This window comes from Saccharomonospora sp. CUA-673, from assembly GCF_001942305.1.
Classification (GTDB): Bacteria; Actinomycetota; Actinomycetes; order Mycobacteriales; family Pseudonocardiaceae; genus Prauserella.
In genome coordinates, this window is sequence record NZ_MKKE01000077.1 from 43133 (window position 1) to 58705 (window position 15573).

14 protein-coding genes and 2 pseudogenes are annotated in these 15573 nt (G+C 70.6%); 10 read left to right on the forward strand and 6 right to left on the reverse strand.

Features of this window, described 5'->3' with window-relative positions; all coding sequences use genetic code 11:
* The first annotated feature begins 2 nt into the window (after positions 1 to 2).
* From BJF85_RS23860 to BJF85_RS23875, 4 genes are read left to right on the forward strand one after another with little or no spacing between them, the layout of a single operon-like run.
* Positions 3 to 530: a hypothetical protein gene (locus BJF85_RS23860; RefSeq protein WP_075850191.1), complete on the forward strand. Its 528-nt coding sequence runs from the start codon at positions 3 to 5 to the stop codon at positions 528 to 530.
* Positions 531 to 578: 48 nt separating this feature from the next.
* Positions 579 to 2447 (forward strand): cation acetate symporter, encoded by a 1869-nt coding sequence (locus BJF85_RS23865; protein ID WP_075850192.1) that lies wholly within the window; start codon positions 579 to 581, stop codon positions 2445 to 2447.
* Between the two features lie 45 nt (positions 2448 to 2492).
* Positions 2493 to 2855 carry a rhodanese-like domain-containing protein gene (locus BJF85_RS23870; RefSeq protein WP_075850193.1) on the forward strand — a complete coding sequence of 121 codons (363 nt, stop codon included), beginning with the start codon at positions 2493 to 2495 and terminating at the stop codon, positions 2853 to 2855.
* Positions 2856 to 2860: 5 nt separating this feature from the next.
* Positions 2861 to 3787 (forward strand): DUF4328 domain-containing protein, encoded by a 927-nt coding sequence (locus BJF85_RS23875; RefSeq protein WP_255375896.1) that lies wholly within the window; start codon positions 2861 to 2863, stop codon positions 3785 to 3787.
* 151 nt (positions 3788 to 3938) lie between these two features.
* Here the strand turns inward: BJF85_RS23875 and BJF85_RS23880 are convergent, their stop codons facing one another.
* The gene (locus tag BJF85_RS23880) at positions 3939 to 5108 is read right to left on the reverse strand and encodes a cytochrome P450 (RefSeq protein WP_075850194.1); all 1170 of its coding nucleotides are present in this window, start codon (positions 5106 to 5108) and stop codon (positions 3939 to 3941) included.
* Between the two features lie 73 nt (positions 5109 to 5181).
* Here BJF85_RS23880 and BJF85_RS23885 point away from each other — a divergent pair, with 73 nt between their 5' ends.
* From BJF85_RS23885 to BJF85_RS23900, 4 genes are all read left to right on the forward strand, one after another.
* Complete coding sequence (locus tag BJF85_RS23885) at positions 5182 to 6048, forward strand: DUF5926 family protein (protein ID WP_075850195.1); 867 nt, start codon at positions 5182 to 5184, stop codon at positions 6046 to 6048.
* A complete protein-coding gene (locus BJF85_RS23890) occupies positions 6048 to 6449 on the forward strand; it encodes a DUF952 domain-containing protein (RefSeq protein WP_075850196.1) in 402 nt (133 codons plus the stop codon). Before BJF85_RS23885 ends, BJF85_RS23890 begins: the two co-directional genes overlap by 1 nt.
* Before the next feature lie 93 nt (positions 6450 to 6542).
* A complete protein-coding gene (locus tag BJF85_RS23895; protein WP_075850197.1) occupies positions 6543 to 7067 on the forward strand; it encodes a SigE family RNA polymerase sigma factor in 525 nt (174 codons plus the stop codon).
* The gene (locus tag BJF85_RS23900; protein WP_075850198.1) at positions 7064 to 8080 is read left to right on the forward strand and encodes a hypothetical protein; all 1017 of its coding nucleotides are present in this window, start codon (positions 7064 to 7066) and stop codon (positions 8078 to 8080) included. Before BJF85_RS23895 ends, BJF85_RS23900 begins: the two co-directional genes overlap by 4 nt.
* 142 nt (positions 8081 to 8222) lie before the next feature.
* Here the strand turns inward: BJF85_RS23900 and BJF85_RS23905 are convergent, their stop codons facing one another.
* The 4 genes from BJF85_RS23905 to BJF85_RS23920 form a co-directional block, all read right to left on the reverse strand.
* Positions 8223 to 8768: a ferritin gene (locus BJF85_RS23905; RefSeq protein ID WP_075850199.1), complete on the reverse strand. Its 546-nt coding sequence runs from the start codon at positions 8766 to 8768 to the stop codon at positions 8223 to 8225.
* Positions 8769 to 8875: 107 nt separating this feature from the next.
* Positions 8876 to 10195 carry an arginine deiminase gene (locus BJF85_RS23910; protein ID WP_083666679.1) on the reverse strand — a complete coding sequence of 440 codons (1320 nt, stop codon included), beginning with the start codon at positions 10193 to 10195 and terminating at the stop codon, positions 8876 to 8878.
* Between the two features lie 150 nt (positions 10196 to 10345).
* Complete coding sequence (locus tag BJF85_RS23915; protein WP_075850200.1) at positions 10346 to 10591, reverse strand: hypothetical protein; 246 nt, start codon at positions 10589 to 10591, stop codon at positions 10346 to 10348.
* Positions 10592 to 10821: 230 nt separating this feature from the next.
* The gene (locus BJF85_RS23920; protein ID WP_139320840.1) at positions 10822 to 11553 is read right to left on the reverse strand and encodes a CPBP family intramembrane glutamic endopeptidase; all 732 of its coding nucleotides are present in this window, start codon (positions 11551 to 11553) and stop codon (positions 10822 to 10824) included.
* Between the two features lie 269 nt (positions 11554 to 11822).
* Here BJF85_RS23920 and BJF85_RS23925 point away from each other — a divergent pair, with 269 nt between their 5' ends.
* The gene (locus BJF85_RS23925) at positions 11823 to 13541 is read left to right on the forward strand and encodes a BCCT family transporter (RefSeq protein ID WP_369822287.1); all 1719 of its coding nucleotides are present in this window, start codon (positions 11823 to 11825) and stop codon (positions 13539 to 13541) included.
* A 187-nt stretch (positions 13542 to 13728) separates the two neighbouring features.
* On the opposite strand, the pseudogene BJF85_RS23930 reads toward BJF85_RS23925, so the two are convergent.
* A pseudogene (locus BJF85_RS23930) lies at positions 13729 to 14460 on the reverse strand (DUF2470 domain-containing protein); the annotation flags it as partial.
* Between the two features lie 247 nt (positions 14461 to 14707).
* Here BJF85_RS23930 and BJF85_RS23935 point away from each other — a divergent pair.
* Positions 14708 to 15567: pseudogene (locus BJF85_RS23935) on the forward strand (hypothetical protein).
* Positions 15568 to 15573: the final 6 nt, after the last annotated feature.

A 15573-nucleotide genomic window follows, 5' to 3' on the forward strand; every position in this document is an offset into this window, starting at 1 on the left:
GGGTGGGCGATTCCACCGACCAACCCGGCTCCTCGGGACGAGGCGACCCCCGGGGCCGGCCGGACGGCATCCGCGAACCGGACCCGACCCTCGGTAAACCCGCCCGGCCCGCACCGCGGCCCCCGATGGTGCAGCGGTCGCCGGAGCCGCGTTCGTCCGAACCGCGCCCGCCGCGGATCCGGCGGCAACGTGTCGTGCTCGCCGAACCCAGCCGTGGGACGAGCACCCTGCGCGCGCGGGTCGAGCTCGAGGAACAGACCAGCTGGGGCGAGCTGCTCATCAAGGACCTGATCAAGGCGCAGCTGCGCACGGGCGTGCTGTTGGCGCTGCTGGTGGTCGTCGTCCTCGGCGCGCTGCCCGCCCTGTTCTTCTTCGCGCCGACCGTCGCGGAGCTGCGGCCGGCCGGTATCCCGTTGCCGTGGTTGCTGTTCGGGGTCGCACCTTTCCCGCTCATATTCCTGGTGGGACTGTGGTACAACCGGCTGGCCGAACGGCATGAGCGGGACTTCGTCAACATGATCGAGAACTGAGCCCGACGAGCCGACAGGAGGCTCCCCCGAGGAAGGCTGAAGGCGTCCGTGCAGGTGAACCCGTGGGCCCTGGCCAGCGTCGCGCTGGTCGTGGTGGTGACCTTCTACCTCGGGCACCGCACGTCCCGGTTCGCGCGCAGCACCCACGACTTCCTCGTCGCCCGTCGCACCGTGCGGTCACGGCGCAACGCCGCCGCCATCGCCGGCGAGTACATCTCCGCCGCGTCGTTCCTCGGTGTCGCCGGGCTCGTGCTCAAGGAGGGCGCCGACGCGCTCTGGTATCCGATCGGCTTCACGGCCGGGTTCCTCGCGTTGATGCTGTTCGTCGCGGGTCCGCTGCGCCGGTCGGGGGCGTACACGCTGCCGGACTTCATGGAGGCGCGCCTCTCGTCGCCGGGGCTGCGCACCGTGTCGACGTGGTTCGTCGTGTTCATCGGCCTGCTGTACCTGCTGCCGCAGCTGCAGGGCGCCGGGATGGCGATGGCCGACGTCATGCCAGCGCCCGCGTGGGCCGGTTCGGTACTGGTCACCGTGGTGATCGCCTACAACGTCATCGGCGGCGGGATGCGCGCCATCACCGTCGTCCAGGCGTTCCAGTACTGGTTCAAGCTGTTCGCCATCGCCGCGCCGACGTTCGTGCTGTGCGCCGTGTTCGTCACCGGCGGCGCGGCCGGCTCGTCGCTGTCGGGGACGGGCGTGTCCGGGCCGGCGGGCGGACTGGGCGAACCCGCCCCGCCGGTGTTCTCCGCGCAGACCCAGGTGTCGGTGGAGACGGACGTCGTGCTCGGGGTCGCCGAATCGACCCGCGTCCAGGTCGACGACGGCACGTGGACGACGTGGCAGCCCGGTAGGGAGTACCCGGTGGAGGCGCCGGCCACGTTGACGTTCCCCGAGGGCGCGCCCGTGCCGACCGTCGATCCGGCGAAATCGGCCAACACCGACTGGCTGTTGCCCAGCCCGGACCTCGAAGGCCTGCTGTCGACGTACTCGCTGCTGCTGGCGCTGTTCCTCGGCACGATGGGCCTGCCGCACGTGCTCGCCCGCTTCTACACCAACCCCGACGGCAAGGCCGCGCGGCGCACCACCGTGCAGGTGCTGTTGCTGCTCGGGCTGTTCTACCTGTTCCCGGTGATGCTGGGGATGCTGTCGCGGATGTTCGTGCCCGAACTGCTCGTCACCGGCAACACCGATGCCGCGGTGCTCGCGTTGCCGACCGGGATGGTGCCGGGCATCGGCGGGCAGATCCTGGCGGCCGTGCTCGCGGCCGGCGCGTTCGCGGCTTTCCTGTCGACGGCGTCGGGCCTCGTGTCGAGCGTGTCCGGTGTTGTGGCCACCGACCTGATGTCGGGCAAGGTGCGCGACTACCGGCTGTCGAGTTTCGTCGTCGCCGTCGTCGGCGTGCTGTTGGCCGTGCTGTTGCCGGTCGAGGACCTGGCCCTGGGCGTCGGGATGTCGTTCGCGCTCGCCGCGTCCACGTTCGCGCCGTTGCTGGTGCTCGGCGTGTGGTGGCGCCGGTTGACGTGGCTCGGCGCGATGGTCGGCATGTGCACCGGCGGCGGTCTGGTGCTCGGCGCGGTCGCGGCCAACGTCGTCAGCGTCCACACCGGCGACTGGGCGCCCTGGCTGCTGAAACAGCCCGCTCTCGTCACGGTGCCGGTGGCGTTCCTGCTGACGATCGTGGTCAGCCTCGCGACCTCCGACCGTGTCCCCGACGACGTCGGCGCCGTCATGCTCCGTCTCCACGCCCCCGACCCGTTGGGCTTCATGCGCGACCGCGCCGTCCAGCGGTTCGGCCGGGCCGACGAACGTACCGATCCGACGGCACCGGGTTCGCAGGGCGCGCCGGGGCCGGGTTCGGGTCCGCCGGGCGCGCCGGGTTCAGGACAGCAGCCCGGCCGTGGCCGGCATCGGAAATGACGCTCCTCGCTTCTCCTACCGTGACGTGACGGCGCTCGTGCGACGATGGGCGACGTGGTGAACCCTGCCGAGATTCCGACGACGTCCGTGTCCGAGCTGCCCACCGAGGGCGCCGTGCTGCTCGACGTTCGCGAGGCCGACGAGTGGGCTGCGGGGCACGCACCCGACGCGGTGCACATCCCGCTCGGTGACCTGCCCGCGAGCATGGAGCGGCTCGCCGAACTGCCCGACGACGGACCCGTGTACGTCATCTGCCGCACCGGCGGCCGGTCGGCGCAGGCCACGATGTGGCTCAACGCAGCAGGACTCGTCGACGCCGTGAACGTGGCCGGCGGCATGAAGTCGTGGCAGACCCACGGCCGACCGCTCGCCTGCGACCACGACGGCGCGGACCCCGAGGTGCTGTAACCGCGATGCATCCGGGCAGGTACGACGACCGGCAGCCGGGCAGACCGCCGGCGCGGCACATGCGGTGGGTCGCGACGGTCCCGCCGGGTGCGACCCGGCCGCGTCCCCGTGCCCGGCGCAGGCCGTACGCCGGCCCGCCGCGCTACCCGTTCATCCCGCGCTGGGGATTCCCGAGCCTGGTGTGGCGGACGTCGACGGCCGTGCCGGGCACGTCGACCGGCGGGATGCGGCCGACGCAACGACTCCGCAGTACCGCGCGCAACGCCGGCGCGCTGCTGATCACGCTCGCCGCGCTGGCCGGCATCACGGCGCTGTCCGAGGCGTGGCGGTACGTGTTGCTGCTGCAGAGCCGGACATCGGCGCTGAGCCCGACCGTGGTCGGCGCGTCGGACGCGTTCGTGTTGACGTTCGGGCTGATGACCCCGCTGCTGGCGTTGCTGGCCGTCGGCATGACCGTGTGGTGGCTGTTCGTCGCCAGGTCGGTCGCCGCCGCACAGGCCGACCAGGACGTGCCGCGACCCGCGTGGCAGGTGCTCGTCGGCACGCTCGTGCCGGGGGTGAACGTCGTGCTGGCCGGGCCGATCGTCGCCGAACTCGAACACGCCGCGCTCCGCAGGCCCGTCGACCAGCGGCCGCGGCCGTCGCGGCTCGTGCTCGCCTGGTGGGCCACGCTCGCCGGGAACGTCGCGCTCGCCGCGCTCACCATCGTGTGGCGACTGCGCGACGGCGTGCAGGCCGACGCCGACGGGGTCGTGCTCAGCGCACTCACCGACGCCAGCGCCGTCGCACTGGCGATCGTCACGGCCCTGCTCGTCCGCCGCATCACCCGGCTGCTGTCCCCGGTCGACGCCGGCCACCTGCGCCGCGTCGTCAAGGTCACCGGCGCACCCCCACCGGAACGCCACCCCCGCCCGACCACCTCCGCCCGCTAGGACCCGCGCGCGTACGCGAAGGGAACATTCGTCGCGTTCAACGCACCCGACGGCCCCATGGCTGCGTGGAATCGAGTGCAGCCGCGCGGAGCGTGTCCGTTTGGGTGGCGGTGGGAGACGGGTGGGCGCGACTATGGGGCCTCGGGAGCGTTTATGCGGTGGTGGCGGGGAAGGTGCGGAGGCCGCGGATGACGAACTCGTCGCGGCGCTGTGGTTCGCGGGCGCAGCGCAGGTCGGGCAGGGTCGTGACGAGCGCGTCGAGGGCCGCGGCGATCTCGATGCGGGCCAACGGGGCGCCGAGGCAGTAGTGGATGCCGCCGCCGAACCCGAGGTGCGGATTCTTGTCCCGCGTGATGTCGAGCGCGTCGGGGTCGTCGAACACCTCGGGGTCGCGGGCGGCGGCGCCGAGCAGGGCGGCGATTTTCGCGCCCTTCGGCACGGGGTGGCCGGCGATCTCGACGTCCTCGGTGGCGGTGCGCTCGAAGAGCTGCAGTGGTGAGTCGAACCGGATGAGCTCCTCGGTCGCCGAATCGGCCAGTGCGGGGTCGGCGATCAGCAGGTCCCACTGGTCACGGTGGTCGAGCAGGGCCCGCACGCCGTTGCCGATGACGTTGACGGTCGCCTCGTGGCCTGCCATCAACAGCAGCACGGCCGTGGCGACCACCTCGTCGCCGGTCAGATCGCTGCCCGCGAGGTGGCTGACCAGGTCGTCGCCCGGTTCGGCGGCCCGCCGGTCCACCAGCTCACGCAGGTATCCGGCGAACTGTTCCGAGGCCTGTTCGGCCTCGGTCCGTTTTTCGTCCGGCAGCCCGTACTCGTACATCTTGACGATCGCGTTGCTCCACTCGACCAGCTGCGGACCGGCCTCCTCCGGCACGCCGAGCAGCTCGGCGATCACCGCGACCGGCAGCGGCTGGGCGAGGTGCTCCAGCAGGTCGGCCTCGCCGTCGGCGGCGATCGCGGCGGACAGCGACTCGACCATCCGCCCGGCCAACGCCCGCACCGTCGGCCGGAGCCGTTCGACGTGCCCGCGGGCGAACGCCGACGACACGAGCCTGCGCAGCCGCGTGTGCGCGGGCGGTTCGTTCTCGAGCAGCGAGTTGCGGTGCAGCATGTTGAACGAGGCGAACTGTTCGAGCGGGGTGGCGTCCGACCAGATACGGCCCAGCGAGCGGTGCCGCAGCACCGCCGACGAGGCCCGGTGCGACACGGCGACCGCGAGCCCCAGGTCGTCGTGGTGGTGGACGTCCCCACGCGCGCGCAGGCGCGCGAAGGCGGGGTACGGATCGGCGAGGAAAACGGGATCAGCGGGATCGAACACCCACCGACGGTAACCGGCGCCGGGGTCGAGTAGCGTCTTCTGCCAGGCGAATCACGACCGGAAGGACAGCGCTGTGGGCAAGGCCGCGCGGAAGAAGGAGCGCAAGCAGAAGGTCCGCGACGTCTTCGTCGGGCGTCCGTTCGAGGGCCTCGCCGCGGAGCCGGAGCTCATCGCGATGCGCGAATTCGTGCCGTCCGGCACGGCCCGGCTGCCGCTCGCGGGCGAGCACGCCGACCGGAAGGTGACCGTCGCGTCGGTGCTGCCGATGGCCGCGGCCGCGTTCGTGCGCGGCGACGGCGAGATCTACATCGGCCTGCAGGTGCAGACCCGCTCCGGCGACATCAGCCGCGACCTGGGCCGGGCGCTGCTGTGGGCGCTCGACGCCGAACCGGGCGCCGTGCTGTCCGTGCCCGACACGACCAGCCCGTCGCAGCCGGGGGAGCGGCTCCAGGACCTGCTCGAGGCCGACACGCCCCTCGACGTCGAGGTGCACGAGGACTTCTCGTGGTGGCTGCCCGAGGGTGAGGAGCCGACCGGCGAGGTCGCCATGTCGCTGCAGCGCGCCAACGAGGCGATCATGCCGACCGAACGCCTCAGCCCCGGCGCCTACTGGGTGCTCGCCGGCGAGAAGGCCCACCTGCGCTGGGTGTGGCCCGCCGAGGAGAACCGCCTGATGCAAGCGCTTGCGCGGCTGTCGGCGGCCGGCACGTTGACCCTCGGCGACGAGACGAAGTTCGCCGGTTCGTTCCGCGCGCACGGCATCCTCGTCCCCGTGTGGGACCTCGACCCCGAGGCGCATGCCCGCGAATGGGCCGAACCCGCCCAGCAGCTCGGGAAGCGGCTCGAGGAGGCCTTCGCCTCGCTCGACGCCACACAGCTCGACGCCACCGAACGCCGCGCCCGCGACGGTCTGATCGGCCGGCAGTTCACCCTGCGCTGATGATCCTGCACATCTGCCCGGAGGCCGACTGGGCGGCCGTGCCTCCCGACGGCGAGTACACGCCCCCGTCCCTCGACGACGTCGGATTCGTGCACTGCTCCGATCCCGGCACGGTGCAGTTCCCCGCCGAACGCGTCTTCGCCGGCCGCGACGACCTGCTGCTGCTGGTCGTCGACCCGGCCCGGCTCGACGTGCCCGTGCGCTGGGAACCGGCCGAACCGCCCGAGCCGGGCGCCCCGTGGTTCCCGCACGTGTACGGCCCGATTCCCGTCTCGGCCGTCGTCGGCACGCACGCCTTCCCTCCCGGGCCCGACGGCACGTTCCGCCTGCCCGAACCGCTGCACGAGTTCCCGCGCCGAGCCGTGGACGGGGTGCCGAACCGGGCCGACGCCGCTCGCTAGAGTCGAACCGGGTTCGGGCGGGCGGAGAGCAGGGCTCCGCCCGGCGGAGCACTCCGGCCCACGCAGGGGCTCGAGGGAGCGAAGGGGGCGTTCGTGGGGGGCGACCTCGGGGGTTTCGGCGAGTTCGTCGAGGCGCAGCTGCCGGGCCTGTTGCGCTACGGGCACGCGCTGACCGGGAATCCGCACGACGCCGCCGACCTGGTGCAGACCGTGCTGGAGAAGGTCGGGTCACGCTGGCCGTCCGTGCAGCGCAAGGCTGCCGACCCCGCCGCGTACGTGCGCAGGGCCATGGCCAACACCCACATCAGCCGGTGGCGGAAACTACGTCGTGAGCACCTCGTCGACGACGTCCCCGAGTCGGGCGCCACCACGCCCGCGGACCCGTTCGAGCACGAACCGCTCTGGCAGGCGTTGAAAGATCTGCCGACGAGGCAACGCGCCGTCATCGTGCTGCGTTACTACGAAGAGCTGTCCGAGGCCGAGATCGCCGAATCGCTGGGGGTATCGGCCGGGACGGTGAAGAGCCAGGCCAGCAAGGCGATCGCGACCCTGCGCGGAAAACTGACCGGCGGTTCCGAGACCGGCGGCCCGGGAGCAGAGGGGAGGGCGGTGCGATGAACGACAACGGTGCCGACAGCAACCGCAACGGCAACAGCAGCAACGGCAGCAGCGGTGACCCTGCAGGCAGCGGGCCCGCGGGTCGCGACGACTCCGTGGTTGAAGACTCCGTGGTCGGCGACGAACTCCGCCGCCTCTTCCACGGCCACGAGTTCGGTGCCGCGACCTCCGCGGTCCCCGTACTGGACACCGCGACCATCGTCGCGGGCGCCCGTCGTCGCCGGCGCCGCAGGACGGCGGTCACCGCGGCGGCCGGGGCCGTGGCCGTGGTCGGAGTGCTGTCGGCCGGGGTTGCGCTGTCCGGCGTCAGCGGCATGGAGGGCGGCCGGGGTGACCGTGAGGTCATCGCCGCCGACCGCAGCGACACCCCCACGGGCCCCGGACCGACCGGCAGCGGCCCCGCCGACCCCACGTCCGCACCGTCCGACGGCGCCGACGCCCCGTCCGACGCGGATTCCCCGTCCCCGGACGGCGACGACCCCACCGACGTCGACGCCCCGGACGCGCCCGGTTCGCGGCCGACCGCGCCGTCGACGCCGACGTCCGGCGACTCGCCCGCGCCGTCGAGCCCCGACGAGAGCTTCGAGACCGAGCCGTTCGACCTGCCCGGACCCGCCGCCCTCGGACCGGTCGGCAAATCGCCGCTGTCGCTGGGCATGACCTACGCCGAGGCCGTCGAGACGGGCACCGTCGACGAGGGCTCCGGACCACCCGCGGCCGGCCAGTGCTCGACGTTCGCGGTGTCCGACCCGGCGATCTCGCGGGTCGCGATCCGCGGCGGCCACGGCATCGTGCGCTTCCAGGCCGCATCGGCGCAGACACCGGAGGGGATCGCCGTCGGCTCACCGCGCGAATCGTTGCACCAGGTGTACGGCTCGAGCCTCGAGAGCAGCGGCGAGAACACCCGCATCAAACGGAATCCCGACAGTTCTTCGCGTTATGTGTTCACCCTCGACGGGGACCGGGTCGGGGCGTGGCGCCTGACCGTTCTGGACACCGCGGCGGCGTGTTGACACCGGCGCCGAAAGGCGGGCGAACCGGTCACTGAGGTTAGGCATTCCTGGCTTTCATTCCGACACCGAAAAGGGCCGGCATCTCCCCGTGAGGAGATCCCGGCCCTTTTCGGTTCCAGAACGCTGCTACGCCCGTGTCACGTCAGATCTTGCCGCCCGCGACCTCGGGCATGTCGTCGTCACCGCCGTCGCTCTGCAGGTGCTTGTGCACGAAGCGCTCGACCTCGAACAGGTTGCCGTCGGCGCGCTCGAACACGTTCACCAGCGTGCTCATCGTCGCGACCTCCTCGACCTGCTCGGAGAGGAACCACTGCATGAACTGCTCGCCGAGGAAGTCGTCCTCGGAGCGGGCGGCCTTCGTCAGCGTCTTGATGTCGCTGGTGACCTCCTTCTCCTGCTCGAGGGCCAGCTCGGCCAGCTCCCTGGCGGAGGAGAAGTCGTTGCGCACCTCGCCGGTGCTCGGGATCGTCACGTGGTGGTCGGTGTCCATCATGTACTGGACGATCGCCATCGCGTGGTTGCGCTCCTCGAGGGCCTGGGCATAGAAGAACTTCGCCAGCTCGGGCAGGTCCTCCTTGTCGAACCAGACCGCGAGGGCCGTGTACTGCTGCGAGGCGTTGAACTCGTTGTGGACCTGACCCTGCAGCAATTCGTAGAACTTGGAACGGGGGCTCGTCTTCGTGGGCATATCTCCAATGTACGCCCACCGATGCGGGTTTTTCCAGCCGGGGCTGGTGATTCGGGCCGCATTTCTCTACAATTCCTTAGCCAAGGTTGTGCTTAATAAATTAAGCCTCACCTAAGCTCCGGGGAATCACTTAGGTGAGGCTTAATTATGTCTCGCCGGATCGTTCGTCGCCTATTCAGGTGACCGATGACCGAGTTGTGGCCCTGTGTGTCCGAATCACTCCGTCGTCGCAGCGGGTCTCGCGCGATCGGGCAGGACATGCAGCGCGGACCACCGCGGCCGGAACCGAGCTCCGATCCGGTGATCGCGAGCACCTCGATGCCGGCCTCCTCGAGGCGGGCGTTCGTCTCGACGTTGCGCTCGTAGCCGACGACCACGCCCGGGGCGAGCGCGAGCGTGTTGTTGCCGTCGTCCCACTGCTCGCGTTCGGCCGTGACGGGGTCGAGGCCCGTGTCGATGACGTGCAGCCGCTCGATACCCATCGCCTCGGCCGCCGCGTCGAGGAACGGGACGGGCCCGGTGACCTGCAGGTCGCCCGGACTTCCGGGGGTCGGGTCGCCGGCGCGCATCGTGTAGGCGACGAGCGAGTCGCGGGCCAGCGGGTACATCACCACGGCGTCCGGTCCGACCATCGTGCACACCGTGTCGAGGTGCATCGTCGCGCGCGTCTGCGCGATCGGGACGGCGAGCACCGTGTGGGCGAGGCCGTCGGCGAACACGGACCTGGCCAGCGACTCGGCACCGGCCGCGGTGGTGCGCTCGCCGACGCCGATCGCCAGCACGCCCGGGGCGAGCAGCAGCACGTCGCCGCCCTCGACCGGCGCGGAGTGCGCCCCGTACGCGCGGGAGGCCGCGCGGAAGCGCGGGTGGTAGGCGTAGGCGAGGTCCAGCAGTTCCGTCTCGCGGCGCCGCGCCGGCATGGCCAGCGACGAGATCGCCACCCGGTCGCCGATCCACGCCGACGAGTCGCGCGTGAACAGCAGGTTCGGCAGCGGGTCGACGACGAAGTCGTGCGCGTGGTGCATCTTGCGCACGAGCGAGGCGCCCTCGGATGCGGGCAGCTCCTCGAACGTCATGCCGGACATCAACGTCTCGCGCAGCGCGCCGGCGCCGAGCCCGGACAGGTGCGAACGCAGCGCGTCCGCGAGCTCGGTGCCGAGTCGGCGTTCGTCGACCGCGGCGTGCACCCCGGCCGCGTGCGCCCGCGGGTCGGCCAGCGCCTCGCCGAGCACGTCGGCCAGCAGGAGCACCTCGACGCCGCGCCCGGTGAGCACCTCGGCGAAGGCGTCGTGCTCCTCCTGCGCCCGCCCCACCCAGGGGATCGAGTCGAAGAGCAGCTGGTCGTTGTTGCGCGGGGTGAGCCTCGTGAGCTCGCCGCCCGGCCGGTGCAGCAGGACCGACCGCAGCGGGCCGACCTCGCTGTCCACGCCCGGCGTGATCGTGGCCGCCGCCGGGTCGGTGATCGTGTTCGCAGTGTTGGTCACGACCGTGAGCGTAATGACCCGTCGGCACCCTGCCGACCGTTTCGAGGCCCAGCCGATCTCAGCCGACCCCGTCCGACTCCTCAGCCGACTCGCTCAGCCGGCCAGGACGACCTTGCGTCGCCGGCCGGTCACGTGGGCGGTGCTGCCGTGCTGGAGCACGTGCGGTGCGCGTTCCGGGTACGGCCCCCAGCCGTACTCGGCGACCACCGACGGCACCGTGGTGAACACCCAGTTCTCCACGCCGCCGCCCATGATCTCGGCGTAGCGTTCGGCGGCGTCCCTGTTCGCGAACCGGATCTGCTGGTCGCGCAACGACCTGTGCGTGATCTTGCAAGCCATGTCGATCCCCTCCGTGGGCGCGCCCGGTTGTGTCGTCCCCTGCGTGTGCACTGCTTCTTCCCCTCGCCGGTGCGCAGTTCCCTTCGCCGGAGCTCCTCCGTGCGCAGCTTCCCCGGAACCGTCGTACCCGCGTCGTACTGTCGTCGTGCTCGTTCGTTCTGCCTTGCTCGTGTCCCGGCTGAACTGAGTCAACTAGAACACATGTTCGATCATCGTGCAAGTCCTCGGGGTCAGGGCAGCCACGAGACGTGATCGCGCAGCGCGGCATAGCCCACGAATGCGAAGACGTCGAGCAGTGTGTGCGCGGCGATCAGCGGCCACAGCCGCCCCGTCCGCTGCCACACGCGGCCGAAGACCAGACCCATGACGACGTTGCCAAGGAACCCGCCGAAGCCCTGGTAGAGGTGGTACGACCCGCGCAGGACGGCGGAGATGATCAAGCTCGTATTCTCGCCGATGCCCAGCTGTCTCAATCGGGTGATCAAGTAACCAACCACGAGTACCTCTTCGGCGAAGCCGTTGCCGAACGCCGACAGCGTCAGCGTGATCGGCCGCCACCAGGTGTCCTCGAGGGTCGAGGGCTGCACGGCGAGGTTCAGGCCGGCTTGCCACGCGCCCAGGTAGAACAGCAGTCCCGGGGTGCCGATCAGGGCCGTGAGGCCGACCGACAGCAGCAGGTCGCGTCGGCTCGGCCGGCGCGGGAGGCCGATCTCGGCCAGCTTCATCCCGCCGCGCCAGAGCAGGTAGAGCCCGAGTGCGCCCCATGCCACGAGCTGCACCGCGCCGAGGAGTTGGCGCAGCAGGTCGATTACCTCGACGGTGGCCTGGGGGGTGTTGATCGCGACTTGTTGATCACTGAGGGTGTCCGAGCGCAGGAGTGCGTCGAGGAGCGAGAGCAGGGCCCGCGCCCCGGACAGTCCGAGTGTGACCGTAAACACGATCACGAGCTCGATGACCAGCATCCGCCGGCGACGCGGCTCGTCGACGTCCGGCAGGGCTTCGGGAATCGCCGGCGACGCGGGGGCAAACCACCTGCGCAGCCAGCGGTTCAGGCGTTCGTGTGAACCCGATGACACCGTCGCACGCTAACGTCCCGTGGCTGTTGCCATGCCGTCCGGGTGAAAGTTGAATCATCACGATCCCGCCAAGAAAACGGTCGGTTACCAAAAAATCGCCCGAACGGCCCACTAGGGTGCAGCGGTTGAAAGAATCGATGAAGGAGGAGAGCCTCGTGGCGGAAACGTCAGAAGCTGAGGCCGCGCCATCCGCATCGTCGGAGCACGGAAAACCGGGCAAGTTTGGCATGGCGCCGAGGGTCTTCTGGCCGTCGGTTGTCCTGGTCCTTGCCTTTGTCCTGGTCGCCGTCATCTTCCCCACTCAGGTCGGAGAGTTTGTCGGAGACATCCAGGAAGCCGTGATCGGCACCTTCAGCTGGTACTACCTGCTGCTGGTCTCGGTGTTCGTGATCTTCGCGATCTGGATCGGCGTCAGCCACTTCGGTGACATCAAACTGGGCCCGGACGACGAAGGGCCGGAATTCGGTCTGGCGTCGTGGTTCGCGATGCTGTTCGCGGCCGGCATGGGCATCGGCCTGGTGTTCTGGGGTGTGGCCGAGCCGCTCAACCACTTTGCCGGCGTCCCGAACCGGGCCACCGGGATCGAGGGGGGCACCGTCGAGGGTGCCCATGACGCGATCTTGCAGTCGGTGCTGCACTGGGGTCTGCACCCGTGGGCGATCTACGTGGTGGTCGGTGTGGCCATCGCGTACGCCATCCACCGGAAGAAGCGTCCGGTGTCGATCCGGTGGGCCCTCGAAGGCGTGCTGGGCAAGAGGGTCAACGGCTGGATCGGCGACGCCATCGACGTCGCGGCGATCTGCGGCACCCTGTTCGGTGTCGCGACGTCGCTGGGGCTCGGCGTCATGCAGGTCGCCGCGGGTCTGAGCTTCATCGACGTCATCGGCGAGCCGGATGCCATGACGTTGGTGATCCTGATCGGCGCGATCACGACGGCCGCGGTCGTCTCGGTGGTCACGGGCCTGAAGAAGGGCATCAAGTACCTGTCGAACATCAACCTCGGCCTCGCCGGTGCGTTGATGCTCTTCGTGCTGATCGCCGGCCCGACGCTGTTCATCTTCCGCGACGTCGTCGCCACCCTGGGCGACTACCTGCAGAACCTGCTGCAGATGAGCGTCAACACCACTGCCTACGAAGGCGCCGACGGCACCGAGTGGCAGGGCAACTGGACGACGTACTACTGGGCCTGGTGGATCTCGTGGGCACCCTTCGTCGGTGTGTTCATCGCGCGGATCTCCCGTGGTCGCACGGTGCGCCAGTTCGTCGCCGGTGTGCTGCTCGTGCCGACGTTGGTCGCCATCCTGTGGTTCACCATCTTCGGTGGCACCGCGCTCTACCGTGAGCTGTGGGGCCAAGGCGGTCTGATCGTGGACGGCGAGGTCGACACCAACGCGTCGCTGTTCGGCCTGATCGACGGCCTGCCCGGCGGTTCGGTCGTCATCGTCGGCGCGATCATCCTGATCATCCTGTTCTTCGTGACCTCGTCGGACTCCGGTTCGCTCGTGGTCGACATGCTGGCCTCGGGTGGTAACCCGAACCCGCCGGTGTGGAGCCGGGTGTTCTGGGGTGTCGCCGAAGGTGCGCTGGCGGTCGCGCTGCTGTTGCCGGGCGACGGCGAGAGTCTGGCGACGTTGCAGCTGGTCGCGATCCTGATCGCGCTGCCGTTCAGCGTCGTGATGATCGGTATGTGCATCTCGATCTGGCGCGAGTTCAGTGCCGAGCGGACGGCGTCGTTGCGGGCGCAACGACGGGCGCAACGCGAGGAGCTCGCCACTCACGTGACGAGCAACCTCGTGGATGCGGGCGTCGTCGACGACCCCGGCAACGGCGGGGACGGCAAGGACGACGGCAAGGGCAGCCCGGTCAAGGCCTGAGCACGTGAGGTCTGATCGCGACTGAGCCGCGCGAGAACGAACGGCGCCCCGGGAACGCTCCCGGGGCGCGTTCTCGTGTCCGGGGTGGTGTGGGTCCGGGGCGTGCTGGGTGCCTGCGGTCGTCGGAGCTGTGTCGGTGGCTCGTCAGCGCGGTGTCACTGGGGTGGCGGGTCGCCGCGGCCGCGTGCAGGAAGGGGCAGCCGACGAGCTTGCGCAGCGCGAGGCCGAGCGTGCGCTGGCAGCTGACGGGCTGGTCGAAACCGAGGCGCACGTCGTGGTCGCCGAGGGCGCCCTCGACGCGCAGGCGCAGGCCGTAACGGTCGACGCCGAGGGGACGGATCTCGCCGCCGCGCAGTTCCGCGGGCAGATGTCGGGACAGGGCCTCGACGACGTCCGGGTGCACGTCCTCGAGGTGGCGCAACCAGTGCGTCTCCTGCTTGCAGAACGGGTCGGCCGTGGCGGCGCCGAAGGTCTGGGTGCTGAGCGAGTGTGTGCCCTCGGAGTCGGCGAGGACGAACGAGGCGGGCACCAGGTCGAGCATCGTCAGCCCGTGGTCGAGGTCGAGCAGGCGCTCGTCGGGCTGCTGTTCGGCGATCGTGACGGCGCGGGTGCGCGCGGCGCGCCGGTCGAGCGGGCGCAGCCAGCCGGTGATCCACAGCAGTCCGCGAACCCGTTCCCGCAGGTCGACGGGCGCCTCGTCGGTGATCTCGAGCGTGATGGCCAGCTCGTTCGCGGCGTCGGCGTCGACGCGGTCGGCGTCACCGCTCCGGCCGGCCTCGGACCGGCCCTCGCCGCGGGTCGCGGTCACGAGGGGGTCGTGGTCGGGCAGCAGGATGCTGGCGCGGCCACTCGCGTGCACGTGGTGCAGCGTCGGCTCGGTGCGCAGGCCCGATGCCGGTTCGTGGTCGACGGCGGGCATCAGCACCGCGGGCCCTCCGCGGGTGGCGATGGTCTTGGCGCGTTCCGCGGGACGCGGCGTCTGGGGACGTGTACGAGTCACCACTCACCTCCAACTAAGGTGAGGCTAACCTATTGTCCGGCGGGAGGGAAGTGGCGCCGGGCCCGCTGGTGGTCGGAGGCCGAACGAGCGCGGTGAGGCCGGTGTCGTCGGCCCGATATTCACGTCGAATGTGGCCGCTATTAGCGTGTGAGGGGTGTCAAGCGCAGTGGAACTCACGCCCCCCGGCCCCCGCGGAGTCCCTCCGCTGTTCGCCCGGCTCATCGACGACTCGGCGCTCTTTCCACCGAGCGACGCGGCGATGCCGGAGGCGCTGAAGGCTCACTTCGCGGGGCGCGGTGGGGACAGGGCCGGCGTGCGCGGCGTGTTCCTGTGCCAGGCGTCGCGCCTGCCCGAGTTGATCACGGAACTCATCAAGCTCAAGCCCGCCGAACCGCTGCCGCTGTCGCTGATCATCGACACCGGCCTGGGCGGGGTGCCGAAGGCGATCTCGATCGTCGAGTCCCGCAGCGAGCTGCTCGCGCTGAAGATGGTCGAGATGCCCGCGCCGTCCGACGTCGACGAGATGTGGCTCGAGCGGGTGTCGGAGTTCGTGCCCGAGGACGTCGTGCGCGTCGTCGAACCGCGGCGCGGCGTCGGCTGGCTCGACGGCGTGCAGAAGGTGATCGAGCACGGCAGCCGGTCGAAGATCCGCTGCGGCGGGCCCTCGCCGGAGAACTTCCCCGCTGTCGACGAGGTCGCCGACTTCCTGTCGGTGGTCGCCGCGTCGACGGGTGCGACGTTCAAGGCCACCAACAGCCTCCACCGCGCCGTGCGGCACACCGACGACGACGGCGTCGAGCACCACGCTTCCTGAACCTGATCGTGGCCTCCGCGCGCTGCCTGTCCGGCGGTGACGTGCGCGGCGCGCTCGCCGAGACCGACGCCGAGGTCCTCGCCGGTGAGGTGCGCTCCCTGTCCGACGACGCCGCCAAGGCCGTGCGCGCCATGTTCGCCTCGTACGCCTGCGACGAGTTCGACCAGCCGATCACCGACCTCGTCGACCTGGGCCTCCTCGCCGCGGAGTAGCGGTGG

What these genes read in the sequence shown, in the direction of transcription:
- BJF85_RS23870 (WP_075850193.1), top strand. Translation starts at nt 2,493, where the DNA reads ATGGGCGACGTGGTGAACCCTGCCGAGATTCCGACGACGTCCGTGTCC.
- BJF85_RS23875 (WP_255375896.1), top strand. Translation starts at nt 2,861, where the DNA reads ATGCATCCGGGCAGGTACGACGACCGGCAGCCGGGCAGACCGCCGGCG.
- BJF85_RS23890 (WP_075850196.1), top strand. Translation starts at nt 6,048, where the DNA reads ATGATCCTGCACATCTGCCCGGAGGCCGACTGGGCGGCCGTGCCTCCC.
- BJF85_RS23900 (WP_075850198.1), top strand. Translation starts at nt 7,064, where the DNA reads ATGAACGACAACGGTGCCGACAGCAACCGCAACGGCAACAGCAGCAAC.
- BJF85_RS23905 (WP_075850199.1), bottom strand. Translation starts at nt 8,768, where the DNA reads ATGCCCACGAAGACGAGCCCCCGTTCCAAGTTCTACGAATTGCTGCAG.
- BJF85_RS23915 (WP_075850200.1), bottom strand. Translation starts at nt 10,591, where the DNA reads ATGGCTTGCAAGATCACGCACAGGTCGTTGCGCGACCAGCAGATCCGG.
- BJF85_RS23920 (WP_139320840.1), bottom strand. Translation starts at nt 11,553, where the DNA reads ATGCTGGTCATCGAGCTCGTGATCGTGTTTACGGTCACACTCGGACTG.